Origin of the sequence: Bradyrhizobium sp. I1.14.4 (assembly GCF_050435825.1) — a bacterium.
GTDB lineage: Bacteria > Pseudomonadota > Alphaproteobacteria > Rhizobiales > Xanthobacteraceae > Bradyrhizobium.
In genome coordinates this window covers 1-12,282 of record NZ_JBNDLA010000012.1, presented here as the reverse complement: position 1 = coordinate 12,282, position 12,282 = coordinate 1, and the positions used below count along the sequence as shown (strand labels likewise).

The following is a 12,282-nucleotide window of genomic DNA, read 5'->3' as shown; positions in this document are numbered from 1 at the left end:
AATGGGGTCGGACAGTGGGCATGACCGACCTCGCAAGGACACCATAGCAAATAGGCAATCTGATACGCCGCGCCCGCAAAAAGCGTGACCTCAGCCAGACGCAGCTTGCCGATCTGGCGGGGGTGCGACAGGAGACGATTTCTCTGATCGAGACCGGTAACCCGGCGGCGAGGCTGAAGACCATCCTCGCCGTGCTAGCCGCCCTCGACCTCGAATTCCGGATTGTGGCCCGCAGCAAGACCAACCCGGCAGAAATCGAGGATATCCTCTGATGGCGCGCCGCCCCCGCCATGTGCTGCTGCGCGTGCTCCTCAACAACCGGCTTGTCGGTCGGCTTATCAAAGTAGCTAGCGGCGCCATCGAATTCCGGTACGAGACTGAATGGCTTGGCTGGGAGCATGCCCTGCCTGTTTCGCTCTCGCTGCCGTTGCGAGAGGACGCCTTCCGCGGCGAAACGGTCACAGCAGTCTTCGACAACCTCCTCCCCGATTCCGATGCGCTGCGCCGCCCTGATGGCGCAAAAGGTTGGTGCCGCCGGAACCGACGCCTATAGCTTGCTCGCTGCCATCGGCAGGGACTGTGTCGGCGCCCTGCAGTTCGTCGCCGACGATGATGATATTCGCTATGGTGATCCTAAAAGAAGTGGTGCTCGATGTACTCAGCTACGCTGGGCTCATTGCCCGGCACCGTGTAAAGCCTGCGGATGTAGCCGGTGGCGTCCGGGTGCTTCCATTGTGGCTTCACCTGACGGTACGGCCCGGTGTATTCGCACAAACGACCATCCGGACCGGTCCATTCGCGAGAATAGAAGATGGGGATGTACTGATGCTTTTCACCTGTTCCTGCCGCCAACCTTAAAAGCCCGCCCTATGCCGGCTGCTTTGCTATAGGAACTTGGCAAAGGCCATCCTGAATACGTGAGAGCCGCCACGAGAATGCTCGCGTCCTGAAAGGGACTGGTGGATTGTGGAGAGCCAAAACGACCGGGCGCATATCGACTGGCACACCTTCAGCTGCCGCGCACGTCTATTGATCTGGGAAGGAGGTGCGAGTCCGAAGCGTTTACGGATCCAGCGGTCATACACCGATCCTGACCAGACGTAGAACGTCAGAACAGCATTTTCTTCCTTGACCTCAGAATCGAGCAGGACCGACGTCGCACAAGTCCCTTTCAGAGTACAACCTGCCAAAGCTGCCGCCCATCCAAGCCCAGTCACCGCTCATAAAAATATCGCAGCGAGCGTGCCAAGCCCGCCGAGCGCCAGCCCGATCAGCGAACCGACCGTCGGCAGGGTCTCGAAAGAGCAGAACGGTGAGAAGCGGTTCAACCAGCACAATAATAGCTTCCACCGATATTTGCGATAATTATCGAAATATTCTTAAGATGCGTGTAGCCGAGCGCGCATCCGAAGACGAGCAGGATACCAGCAAAGGATATCAGCACAAACATCGGCAGGAGCATTGTCAGATCCCCGCCGGCCTTTCCAGACTGCCTTGAGGCAATCAACTCCGCGATTATCGAATCGCGCTTCTCCAAGGAAAATCGCTGCTACCGCTACAATCTTCAAGATCAAGCTGATCGCCTCGTTTCGAAAAACGCAAGGTCAACGGCACCACCGAATATTGACTCCATCTCCGTGCTGCCTTTGACAGCTGGAAACGCAAAGGCCTTCGGCAAGGCACCACCGTCTATCGCCCCTCGCAGACAATTCAACGTCTGTCCGGCGGCTGCCCGGATCCCGAGATGCAGTGATTCCTTCGCACCGATCAAAGCGCTTTCATTACTGTGCAGCAGCGAGAGTGGCCCAAGACGGACGCAAGCGCGCCGCTTGCTGGCTCTCAGGCCAGAGCATCACAGCCTAAGCAGCAATCTGCACAGGCAGTGCGGAATAGCCGTGCACAAAGTTAGACGCAATTCGCTCGGGTTCGCCGACAACCTTGACCTCCAGTCGCGCATTCAAGATCTCTTCCCAGAGGACTTTCAACTGCAGTTCCGCGAGGTGTCGACCAACGCAGCGATGGATTCCGAATCCGAACGAGAGATGCTGCCGTACGTTCTTGCGGTCGATGACGAAACTGTTGGCGTTCTCGATGACCTCTTCGTCTCGGTTGCCAGAGATGTACCACATGACGACCTTGTCGCCCTTCCTGATCTGTTTCCCACCTACGATGCTATCGGCCGCGGCGTTGCGGCGCATATGAGCGATGGGCGTCTGATATCGAATTATCTCGGACACGGCGCTCGACACCAGCCTGGGATTGTCGCGTAGTTTTCGCAGCTCGCAGGGGTGCTGATTCATGAACAGAAGGCCACCGGTAATCGAGTTGCGCGTTGTGTCATTCCCCCCCACGATCAGCAGAATCAGGTTCCCGAGAAACTCACTCGGCTCCATATCGCGTGTGGCGGGCGAGTGCGCCATCAAAGAAATCAGGTCGACGCGCGGCTCGGCATCGATCCGCTCGTTCCAAAGTCGAGTGAAATAATCCAAGCACCCGGACAAGAGTGTGCTCCGCTTGGCCCAACTGTCGATCACTTGGCCTTTTTTAGGAATCGCGACAGCTATATCCGACCAATAGGTCAAGAGACGCCGATCCTCAAATGGAAAGTCGAATAACGTGGCGAGCATCTGCGTCGTCAACTCAATGGAGACCATGTCCACCCAATTGAAGGCGACGTTGCGAGGCAAGCCGTCCAGAATCGCCCTGACCCGAGAGCGGATCAGGCTCTCGAGCTTCGTCAGGTTTTCCGGTGCGACTATCGGACTTACAGTATTGCGCTGCTCGCGATGTTTAGGAGGACCCGTCTTGATGAAACTCTGAGTCCAGTGCTCATTAGGCACGTCGACAATAGTGACACCTTGCTCTGAAGAGAATGCCTTGTGATTTGTATCTACTGCTACGATATCGCGGTATTTCGTTATGGACCAATATGGACCATAAGGGCTATCCTGGCAGTAGTGAACCGGATCTTCCCTTCGCAGCCGCTCGAACCATCTCCAAATGCTATCATCTTGAAAGCGCTTGGCTTCGCTTACATCGAGATTGCTCAGCGAGATATTACACGCATCGTCGGCTCCATAATTTGCTAATCGGGTTTTCATGATCGTCTCCGCGGATTTTGCTCTGTCGAGAGCTTACGCATCCACAGGTCGGGATCCATGGTTTCGAGCTGCCATGGTGTTTTGGTTGCGAGCGCGCCGCTCCTCGCACAGAATATCCCAAAGTGCAGACCGTCCCTCCTACCATGTCCGGCAGTAAGGATCGGATTGACTTTCTGAATCGATTTGCTTCAGTGGATCGATGAGAACTATCACCACTACGCGGGCATCGTCATAGCAGCGGCATCGCTACTCGAGTTATCGAAGAGGATGCAATGTGACCGCAGCTTCCGACTTCGTTGCGCGACGTCCTCGGCTCCTCGCGGCCGTACTTGAGTTGGCTACTCGCTGGCCGCAGGATCGTGAGGTGACAGTAGCCAAGGCCGATCGTGGTCGACGAAATCGGTACCGCCGTCCCTCCTGGAAAACCCAGTTTGTTCCTCGACATGGCAGCAAACCTGCGAGCATCCAGCATCCTGGCTAGCCAACCTGCCATTTAGGCGGCGCACGGACCCTTCGCGGATGATCGGGCTTCGGGGGCCAAGATGCTCGATCGCCTGCTGCAATACATGCATATCGTCCAGACCGATCGCGAGCGCTATCGCCTCGCGACAAATGAAACAGCAGTCCGGCACGCAAGCCGTGATCGGAGAAAATACCATGTCCCCACTGAAGCGGGTCAGATGCCAGTTACGCATCGTTCGCGATTCCAGAAGCATCTCGGCACGCTCTTCGGAAATGATCTCGCTCGACATTCGTAGCTGATATTGCACTAACCTTGCCAAGGCGTTGCTCAAACAATGCTTCCTGCGTCGGCTGCCTTGCCGGGACGATCAGCTTCCAGGAGCTGACGAAATTTCGTTCTCCGGAACGGAAACATGATAGATATCATACCCAGTCTACGGCGTCAGTGATGCACAGAAGAAATCCTGCGGTGGTCACAGGGCGTCTTGCCTCCGACACGATCGGTAGGTTGCTCCGCGGTCGCAAACCAGGAGAAAGAAATGGGCGCCTGAGATGGGGCTTGCTTTCCTTGGCTCTCTCTTAGCGATACGATCACCGAAGTTCTCGCAACAGAAGCATCCTTCAATATCGGAGCTGCGGGCGTTCACAACGCGGCAGAGAGCTCCAAGCTCGTGATAGCCCGCCGAACGAGCTTGAATCGCACGTAGCGTCATATTGTACGATCTCGAGTGCGCTACAACTGTCCCGGCAAGCCAACGCAGGCTATTCCAACGCCCTGAGCGCGCTGGACGCTCTCGGTCAACTCTGGTTATGGCAGTTCTCACGGTAGTAGTGACCTTGCTCCGATCGGCAGGTCACCTTGCCGCATGGCGATCTTTAGCGTTTGAGGTAAGACAATGGCCGCCAATCGGCACGATGTATGTAGCCGGGAGCAGTCCGAATGTGGCGACCTCGTCCACTCGATCGCCGGAAATAGATTTCCGATCCGGTCCCTCAGGATCGAACGTTTCCTCGCGGGCCAACTTACGCCTCTTCAACGAAGCAGCCCGGCGAGCGCCACCGAACCCGGGCATCTGGCGTGTGGCGAGACCGAACGAGGATGTCAGTAGCAGTCAACGATCCTAAGCGGCAGTCGAGGCTGAGAGTGGGGATGCGACACGCCAGGCTGATCCGACCTTCGGTAGCGGATTGGCGAACTCGGCACAGCGTTGGCGATCTGCTAGGAGCTTCGTCCAGGGGCCTTTTTGTCAACGTTCCCATCCTTGAATTGCAATCCGACGGAAGCAAAGCAAGCCGCTGTGCACTGAACGCTGCGCCCTGCTCATGCAATTCCTTGCTCCGGCAGCTGAAAGGACCAGCCAGAATGACCGCATACTCCTTGGTGTCGCAAAACTTACGCGCAGCCAATCCCGGTGGCGGCGTATTAGAGATAACCACGACCGCAGGATGTATCGTCCGATGTTCTTATTGCCTCCAGGACAAGTTTGCCGATCGTCAAAGGCCAATCTCCCAAGCGAAGCACCTTGGTCTTCAGGATTTCAAGCAGTGTCTGGCACGCGTACCGACAGCTATCGACATCAGTTTTGCGGGCTACTCAGAGCCTTGGCTCCATCCGGCGTGCACCAAGATGGTTGAGCATGCTTACGCACTCGGCCATGGCGTCCGAATTTTCACGACTCTTGTCGGTATGAATGGGAGTGACATTCGGCGGTTGCGAATGCTGAAGTTCAGGGCATTCGTTGTCCACGTCCTCGATGACGGCACTTACATGAACAGCCGCCTTGTCGGAAAGACCTATCTCAATGTCATGCGCCGACTGGTCGAGGCGAACATTCCGTCAATTCGATTCGTCGTCGTCGGCAACGTCCATCCCGATCTCGTCGGCATAATTCCCGCCGGAACGCTAGCGCGCTTGCAGCCGCTCGGTAGAAGGCGCGGAAGCATCGATCGACAGCCGCTCGTCGGAACTCTGACATGTATTGGCAAACGGCAATATCGGAATGTCCTTCTCCCAAATGGCGACGTCACTCTTTGTTGTATGGATTTTGAGCGGCGCCACGTCTTGGGCAACCTTCTGCGCGAGGAATACGAAGATCTCTTCGAAGGACCAAGCTTTCGCGAAATCGTCAATCGAATGAACGGAAGGGATGGGTTTCTGCTTTGCAGGATGTGTGAGTTTGCCAGACCACAGGCGTCGGGATGTACGATGGGTGCCTACCAAGCTTCTTGAGCGGCAGCCCCGCTTGCGTGCCGATGCTATGGGTCTGTGAGGAATGATATGACGAGGAGCTGCAGGTCGCCCCGCCAGTTGCGGCCTGCAACCGGACTTCGTTACCCGTCTGCGCGGCAATCCGAACTGCCGCTCCCTCAGCATCACTGACGTGACCGCAGTTGGCTATCCCAGCCGCGAAAAGCTCTTCGGCGTGAGCTACCATTTGCTGTTTCGCCGACGCTGAACGCGCATATCCGCGATCGACCGCCACGATCACCGCGATCGAAATCGGAAGCGCATCACGATCACGCTCATCAGTGGAAGGGCATACGCCAACTGCAGCTGAGATCTTCGGCTGACAACTCTCTTTTGTCATCAGACGCCTTCCTTGCTGGCACGACCTACGCTGCAGCGTCTATCGAGATAGGGTACCTGCAGGTCGTCGCTCATTCTACCTTTCACTATGCCACGTCAGGTTTAGGAAAGCCGATATTGGTAGCGTGAGAACGAGAGATCGATGCCAGCGGACGGGAATTGGATAGGCTTAACGATATCAGCCCAGCCGATCCGCTGCGTCCGACACCACCGTGGAGCAGCTGCAACAGCAGCGAGCGGCGTTAGAGCAGCACCACCTGGGAGATGCGCGACAGATTGGCCCCATATATCCCCACAGGGAGCTTCATGATGTCGCTGAGTAAGACGATCGCCTCATCCAAGCAGCGTCCGCTGCCGCGCTCGAGCGAAGACCAAGCTGAGTGCGACCACCGTCGAAGTTTATGATCGTCGACTTCGCAGATTGGCCGAGGCGCTGAAGCAGTCTGACCAGTCAATTTCTCGGCTCGATGACGATACGTTGATCGATTTCGCCAAGAAGCTGCGGCCAAAGGAAAAGGTCGTCGTCTCGGCATTCGAAGAGTCCTACGCCTTGAACCCGCGTTTCAAGTGCCTAAAGCGGTTTCCGCCGGATTTGAATCTGAGGGATTCCCAAACGGTTAGCGATGATGGAGACTCTGTGCATTGATTCTCCTTGCCGGCGTGGGCGGGCGGTGCCGAAGGCCTATTCTTGTGACCTGCGGGAGCGCGTTATCGAGGCCGTGGCTGCGGGCGCGTCACGGCGCGAGGCGGCCGAACGTTTCGAGGTGAGCGTAGTATCGGCGGTCAAGTGGCTGCAGCGCTGGCGAGACGATAATAGGGCCGCTGCGAAGCCGCGCGGCGGAAGCGTTCGCCACTCGAAGAGTTCGCGACAGAGATTTTGGCTGTGATTGCTGATCATCCAGACCTGACCCTGGTGGAGACGCTTGCAGAGCTGCGCAAGCGGCGAATTCGAACCAGCCGCAGCGCGCTGTGGCGTTTTCTCGACCGTCACAACATCACCTTTAAAAAAAAGCCTGCAAGCTACTGAACGGCAGCGAGAGGACGTTGCCCGAGCACGCCGACGTTGGATACGAGAGCAAGGTTTTCTTGATCCCGCCCGGCTCGTGTTCATCGACGAGACTGCGGTCAGCACAAATCTGGTGCGGCTCGGGGGGCGTGCGCCAAGGGGTGTCGGGGTGATCGGCGCCGTTCCGCTGGGGTCATGGGAGACAATCACTTTCGTGGCGGCTTTGCCCCACAATAAAATGACTGCCCGGTGGTCGAGGGAGCTATGACCGGAGAAATGTTCCTCGCCTATGTTGAGCAGTGCTTGGTTCCAACCCTCCCGGCGCAACGACATCGTGGTGATGGATAACTGCCGAGTTCACATGGCTCCTGCCGTGAGGGAAGCGATTGAGAAGGTAAAGGCGAGCGTGCGGTATCTCCCGAAATACTCGCCTGATCTTAATCCGATCGAGCTGCCTTACAGCAAATTTAAGGCGTACCTGCGCAAGGTCGCGGCGCGAACAGTTCCGCATCTCACTCGCGCGATCCGTTCGTTCATCCCACAACTAAGCCCAAGCGAATGCGCCAACTATTTCGCTCACGCAGGCTATGTTTCAAAATGACCGGAATCCGCTTTAGCTCCGAAATGGACTTGAATCGCACCCGGCGTCAGATTGTACGCTCTTGGACAAGTCGCGGCATCCGCCGCGTCGCACTCCAGACAGGGAGCTAAAATTGCGAATGTCTCAACGTCACAAGATCACACCGCTCGACTGCGTCACGATCGTCGCGCATCACTTCTCCCGATGGCGGGTCGTCAACAACCCTATGCACAGCGCAGTAGATCCGCCAGCATGCGAGTTGCAGCCGGGATAAAACGAGCCACTCGACGGCAGAGCGGACCGCATGCGGCCAAATTCAGCGCCGGTCCGCTGTCGTCGAGCTGTAGCATCGGCGGCATCAAACAGAACTGAATACCGAAACTTTCCGGTGTTCGTTCGTTATCTCCCCTCTCAAAAGGATCTTCCGCTGGTTGGGCGCCTATCAGTCGCTTCGTCTGGCATAACAGCCTCTGGGCTGATGGGCCGGCGTTGGTCGCGCCTCACCCTGCTCTTCAACATCGCTCCGCGCCTCTGGCATTTCCCAAACGGGAGCTCTCTGGATTCGTCGGACCTCCTTACCGACGTTGATGCGCTCGGATCTTGGCGTGGTCGGACGAAAGGCGATTAGATGCGAATTCTCTTTGTTGATCGTGATGTGGACTTCGCGCGCGTCGTAAAGGAGGCGCTATCAGCTCGCGGTTTTGCCGTTGACGTCATCGGCACCCTTAACGAAGCGCAGATCGCTCTGGCTTGCGCCAGCTATCACATTCTGTTGCTCGAGCTGGTTCTGCCGGATGGAGATGGCCTGGACTGGCTGAAGCAGCTCAGACGCGAAGGATACTCGATGCCCGCGATAACGATGAGCAGCTTGAACGATCTCGGCAGACGGATCGCGATCTTCAATGGTGGTGCCGACGATTTCCTGCCTAAGCCGGTGTCGATCGATGAGCTGATCGCGCACATGCGCGCCATTTTGCGCCGGTCGTCGCAAATGACGGCCCCTGTCGTGACATTCGGCAATCTACATTTCGATCCAATCGGCCGGCAGGTCTCAGTTGGTGGGCGGCCGTTGAAGATTGCGCGTCGTGAAATCTGCATCCTTGAACATCTGCTCAACCGCGCAGGGCGCACCGCGCCGCGCGCGTCGCTGGAGGAAGGCCTCTATGCCTTTGATCACGAAGTCTCGACCAACGCGCTGGAAGTCGGGATATATCGCTTGCGCACTCATTTGAACCAGTCAGGTGCGACGCTACGGATCAAGACCGCGCGCGGCATCGGTTACGCGCTTGAACTGAGCAGGGCGGCATCCGCTGCCTAGCCGATGGAACTCGAGAGCAAAGCACAACTGAAGCTTCCGCCTGATAGTTATACTGGCAGCCGCGGACTTTCGAGCGCCGTCACGTCTGCCGTTCTTTCCCGCCTTTTGTACGCCCTGTGCACGACCGCTCTCCTCGTTCCTCTCACTGCCGCAGCGGAGATGAGGCGCGACGCCAATCAGGGGACGCCTCGCGCAACTCCTGACAGCCTTAGTGGAACTCTGTGTCTCTCCTCCCAGGGCAAGACTGTTCGTCTCCCAGCGCCAGCCGCGAGCATCTTTGTTGCCGACCCGGCGATTGCGGACTATCAGGCGCCGTCGAGCACGACCATCTTCGTCTTTGGAAAAAAGCCGGGGCGGACCAGCCTTTTCGCTTTGAACGAAAATGGAGAGGCGTTAGCTGAGTTTCGCGTTGTCGTCACCCAACCCGTCGAAGATCTGCGTGCCACGCTCAAGGCCGAGCTCGGGGACTATCCGATCCAGGTCACATATACGGCGCGTGATGCCATCCTGAGCGGGACAGCGCCGAATGCCGAGATCGTCGACGGCGCCAGGAAGATCACTGAGCAATATCTCAGTGCGGGCGCGCTGGTCGTCAACACGATCCAGGTAGCCGGTTCATTACAGGTCAATTTGAGCGTGCGGGTCGCCGAGGTTTCACGCAGCGCCATGAAGGAGCTCGGCATCAATCTCTCTGCCTCGGGACAAAACGGCGCCTTTGTTTTCGGCTTAGCAGTGGCAAAGCTGGCGGTAGCCGCGCAAGCCGTGGCGGCGGCACGGCCAGCGTCGGAGTCGGCGTTGGCGGTGCGAACGTCAATGCCGTGCTCGACGCACTCGCCAGCGAGCACCTCGCCTCAGTCCTGGCTGAACCGAACCTGACCGCCATGTCCGGTGAATCGGCAAGTTTCCTGGCAGGCGGCGAATTTCCGATCCCGGTGATGCAGGACAATCGGCAAGCGTCAGTCCAGTTTCGTCAATTCGGGATCAGCCTCGAGTTCGTGCCGATCGTTCTCAGCAACAATCAGATCAATATCCACGTAAAGCCTGAAGTCAGCGAACGATCGAAAGAAGGCGAAGTGAGCGCGAACGGGATATCTGTGCCAGGTCTCTCCACCCGGCGTGCCAGTACTGTCGTCGAGCTTGCCAGCGGTCAAAGCTTTGCCATCGGGGGACTCATCAGGCGCAATTTCAGCACTGACACTGGTACTTTTCCTTGGTTAGGCGATGTGCCGATCCTGGGTGCGCTGTTTCGCTCCTCTTCATTTCAAAGGCAGGAGACGGAGCTGGTCATCATTGTCACCCCCTACATCGTGCGCCCAGGATCTAGCCCGGGCAAGATGAGCGCGCCAACTGAGCGCATCGGACCGCCTTCGGACGGGGGGCGCACTTTGACGAACACGCTGGCAGGTTCGCCAGAAGGCCGCCAGGCGCCTCGCACGGCTACACCGGGCGCGACCGGCGGTGCCGGCTTTATCATCGAATGAGGACCGCGAATGAGCTTGCGACACCTGTGCCATTTGATCGCGGTTGCGGCAGCCCTGGGCGGATGTACAAATACTGCTGCGATTCATTCCGGGCCGGCTGAACAAGCGATCGGGGTGGAGCAGAAGACCAGTGTGTTGCTGCTCCAGAACCTCCGTCGCACCGAGAGGTATGATCTGCGGAATTTCATTGCGAATGCCAGCCGCGGTCGGCGGGATGCACTCCAGCTCGACGTCGCTGGCTCGCCCCGGCTAATGGCGCAGGTGGCCCATGAGGCGCGCGCGATGGGCGTTGCGCCCTGCAATATCCGCCTGTCCGCCTCCCCTATCGATCTGTCCGCCCATTTCGGGGTACGGATCGAGGTGATTACGAAGCACATCCTGCCATCTGTTCCCCCCTCTCGATCGTTGGGCCTTCTGTAGACGACAATTCGTCCAGTTCGACTTGGCTGCTCGGTCCGGAATAACCTCGCAGTCATGATCAATGATCCTGGCGACTTGCTGGGCAATGGGGCCGTCATGCCGATCGTGCGGTGCTTCCTCTTACCGCACGCGGCGCCCCGGCGGCGGGCAAAGAGCAATTTGGAAGATGGGACCCATGACAGGATTCCGCCAGAAACCCAATAAGCGGCTCGTTAGACCCGAGCAGCATGAACGTTTGTTGTGTTCCGGTCCACGCCGGTCTCGCGATAAGCAGACGAGCCCCCAAGACTCAGTCTTCACGCTGCCTCTTCCGGTCGCCCGGCCTGCAGATCAGGTGCTGCGACAATTGGGCTTTGACCAAAGGCCCGAATGCATCGCTCTGGCGCGCGAAGCTAGGCCAGCCCCGCAGCAAAGACTGCCTTTGCAACCCTCTCAAAACAGTTCATTGGAACGGCCTTTCCCGGCGCGCCTTTTCGGATCAACTGACGCACCAAGACATGGTCCTCGATAATGCTCAGACGCAGGGCCTGCGCTTCGTCCAGTAACCGTAAAGCCGTTTCGTCCTCGCCGAGGCACACCAATACCGGGACGCCGGTCTCACCACGAACGTAACGCAGCCCAATCAACGTCGCGCGTCCCGTCAGAATCAATTTGGCCCGATGGTCGCCGAGCGGAGACTCGTTCGCCGACTCCCGACCGAGCCTGCGGTGTTCACCCTTGATGTGCGGATTACCGTCCTGCTCCTTGGACCCGCGCTTGGCTTCGCTCTGCGTCATGCGCATATCGCGCAAGAACAACCAGCGCTGGATGAGCAGATCGGCCGAGCCGCTAATCAGAAAAGCCTGGACGACCCGGATGATCTCGGCGTCGGGATAATGGATGTCGACGAGATCACGCATGCATTGGGCGTAATCTCGTGCCGCTCGCCGCTCGGTGACCTTGACCTTGCGCCAGGGACGATGCACGTCGAGGAGAACGAAGAGGCGCGGCGCTTCTCGGCGTCTGCAAGATCCCTGGACGCTCGCTCCACCGCTTCAACTGCGATTCGGTGCCGCGCTTCCATATTGGACAACTCACGAAGCGCGCTTCGCTCCCTCATGTCTTTCACCAGCCGCAATTTCGACGCTTCGGCGGGATTCAGGCCGTCAGACGCGACATCCATGTGACGGTCTCATCAAAGCCGCACTGCTCGCCCTCCCCCTGGCGCAAGAACTTCCGCAGCCGGCCGCGCTTAACCCGCATTTCTCACACGGCGCATTGATCTGCGACGGGTATTGGTGGAGCGTCGCGAAGGCGACGAGGGCCGTGGCGCCGGAGGCGCGGGCGA

The 12,282-nt window shown here is 58.1% G+C and carries 12 protein-coding genes and 1 pseudogene; 9 read left to right on the top strand and 4 right to left on the bottom strand.

The window, feature by feature from the left end; translation table 11 throughout:
* Positions 1 to 50 precede the first annotated feature (50 nt).
* Both ABIB78_RS23250 and ABIB78_RS23245 read left to right on the top strand, forming a co-directional pair.
* Positions 51 to 272 carry a helix-turn-helix transcriptional regulator gene (locus tag ABIB78_RS23250; protein ID WP_429029091.1) on the top strand — a complete coding sequence of 74 codons (222 nt, stop codon included), beginning with the start codon at positions 51 to 53 and terminating at the stop codon, positions 270 to 272.
* Positions 272 to 553 carry a HipA N-terminal domain-containing protein gene (locus ABIB78_RS23245; RefSeq protein WP_429028927.1) on the top strand — a complete coding sequence of 94 codons (282 nt, stop codon included), beginning with the start codon at positions 272 to 274 and terminating at the stop codon, positions 551 to 553. Before ABIB78_RS23250 ends, ABIB78_RS23245 begins: the two co-directional genes overlap by 1 nt.
* An 80-nt stretch (positions 554 to 633) precedes the next feature.
* Here ABIB78_RS23245 and ABIB78_RS23240 read toward each other — a convergent pair whose 3' ends face one another.
* The 3 genes from ABIB78_RS23240 to ABIB78_RS23230 form a co-directional block, all read right to left on the bottom strand.
* Positions 634 to 852 carry a hypothetical protein gene (locus ABIB78_RS23240; RefSeq protein WP_429028926.1) on the bottom strand — a complete coding sequence of 73 codons (219 nt, stop codon included), beginning with the start codon at positions 850 to 852 and terminating at the stop codon, positions 634 to 636.
* A 1,007-nt stretch (positions 853 to 1,859) separates the two neighbouring features.
* On the bottom strand, positions 1,860 to 3,101 hold the full coding sequence (locus ABIB78_RS23235) for a cytochrome P450 (RefSeq protein WP_429028925.1): 1,242 nt from the start codon (positions 3,099 to 3,101) through the stop codon (positions 1,860 to 1,862).
* A 338-nt stretch (positions 3,102 to 3,439) separates the two neighbouring features.
* Positions 3,440 to 3,853 carry a hypothetical protein gene (locus ABIB78_RS23230; RefSeq protein ID WP_429028924.1) on the bottom strand — a complete coding sequence of 138 codons (414 nt, stop codon included), beginning with the start codon at positions 3,851 to 3,853 and terminating at the stop codon, positions 3,440 to 3,442.
* A gap of 1,073 nt (positions 3,854 to 4,926) precedes the next feature.
* Between ABIB78_RS23230 and ABIB78_RS23225 the strand changes: the two genes are divergently transcribed.
* The 7 genes and pseudogenes from ABIB78_RS23225 to ABIB78_RS23195 all read left to right on the top strand — a co-directional run bounded on the left by ABIB78_RS23225 (position 4,927) and on the right by ABIB78_RS23195 (position 10,955).
* Complete coding sequence (locus ABIB78_RS23225) at positions 4,927 to 5,793, top strand: SPASM domain-containing protein (RefSeq protein ID WP_429028923.1); 867 nt, start codon at positions 4,927 to 4,929, stop codon at positions 5,791 to 5,793.
* A gap of 980 nt (positions 5,794 to 6,773) precedes the next feature.
* Entirely contained in the window at positions 6,774 to 7,037 is a 264-nt protein-coding gene (locus tag ABIB78_RS23220; RefSeq protein ID WP_429028922.1) for a helix-turn-helix domain-containing protein, read from the top strand.
* Positions 7,028 to 7,177 carry a hypothetical protein gene (locus tag ABIB78_RS23215; protein ID WP_429029096.1) on the top strand — a complete coding sequence of 50 codons (150 nt, stop codon included), beginning with the start codon at positions 7,028 to 7,030 and terminating at the stop codon, positions 7,175 to 7,177. Before ABIB78_RS23220 ends, ABIB78_RS23215 begins: the two co-directional genes overlap by 10 nt.
* A 268-nt stretch (positions 7,178 to 7,445) precedes the next feature.
* Positions 7,446 to 7,757, top strand: coding sequence for a transposase (locus ABIB78_RS23210; protein ID WP_429028921.1), 312 nt, complete (start codon positions 7,446 to 7,448; stop codon positions 7,755 to 7,757).
* A 607-nt stretch (positions 7,758 to 8,364) separates the two neighbouring features.
* Positions 8,365 to 9,054, top strand: coding sequence for a response regulator (locus tag ABIB78_RS23205; RefSeq protein WP_429028920.1), 690 nt, complete (start codon positions 8,365 to 8,367; stop codon positions 9,052 to 9,054).
* 3 nt (positions 9,055 to 9,057) lie between these two features.
* Positions 9,058 to 10,535, top strand: a pseudogene (locus ABIB78_RS23200) (type II and III secretion system protein family protein).
* A 9-nt stretch (positions 10,536 to 10,544) separates the two neighbouring features.
* Positions 10,545 to 10,955 carry a hypothetical protein gene (locus ABIB78_RS23195; protein ID WP_429028919.1) on the top strand — a complete coding sequence of 137 codons (411 nt, stop codon included), beginning with the start codon at positions 10,545 to 10,547 and terminating at the stop codon, positions 10,953 to 10,955.
* A 392-nt stretch (positions 10,956 to 11,347) separates the two neighbouring features.
* Here the strand turns inward: ABIB78_RS23195 and ABIB78_RS23190 are convergent, their stop codons facing one another.
* Complete coding sequence (locus tag ABIB78_RS23190) at positions 11,348 to 11,854, bottom strand: EscU/YscU/HrcU family type III secretion system export apparatus switch protein (protein ID WP_429028918.1); 507 nt, start codon at positions 11,852 to 11,854, stop codon at positions 11,348 to 11,350.
* Positions 11,855 to 12,282 lie beyond the last annotated feature (428 nt).

Bases quoted from the DNA above. Each gene is read 5' to 3' on its own strand.
- ABIB78_RS23245 (WP_429028927.1), top strand. From the start codon at position 272: ATGGCGCGCCGCCCCCGCCATGTGCTGCTGCGCGTGCTCCTCAACAAC.
- ABIB78_RS23235 (WP_429028925.1), bottom strand. From the start codon at position 3,101: ATGAAAACCCGATTAGCAAATTATGGAGCCGACGATGCGTGTAATATC.
- ABIB78_RS23230 (WP_429028924.1), bottom strand. From the start codon at position 3,853: ATGTCGAGCGAGATCATTTCCGAAGAGCGTGCCGAGATGCTTCTGGAA.
- ABIB78_RS23225 (WP_429028923.1), top strand. From the start codon at position 4,927: ATGACCGCATACTCCTTGGTGTCGCAAAACTTACGCGCAGCCAATCCC.
- ABIB78_RS23220 (WP_429028922.1), top strand. From the start codon at position 6,774: ATGATGGAGACTCTGTGCATTGATTCTCCTTGCCGGCGTGGGCGGGCG.
- ABIB78_RS23210 (WP_429028921.1), top strand. From the start codon at position 7,446: ATGTTGAGCAGTGCTTGGTTCCAACCCTCCCGGCGCAACGACATCGTG.
- ABIB78_RS23205 (WP_429028920.1), top strand. From the start codon at position 8,365: ATGCGAATTCTCTTTGTTGATCGTGATGTGGACTTCGCGCGCGTCGTA.
- ABIB78_RS23195 (WP_429028919.1), top strand. From the start codon at position 10,545: ATGAGCTTGCGACACCTGTGCCATTTGATCGCGGTTGCGGCAGCCCTG.
- ABIB78_RS23190 (WP_429028918.1), bottom strand. From the start codon at position 11,854: ATGCGTGATCTCGTCGACATCCATTATCCCGACGCCGAGATCATCCGG.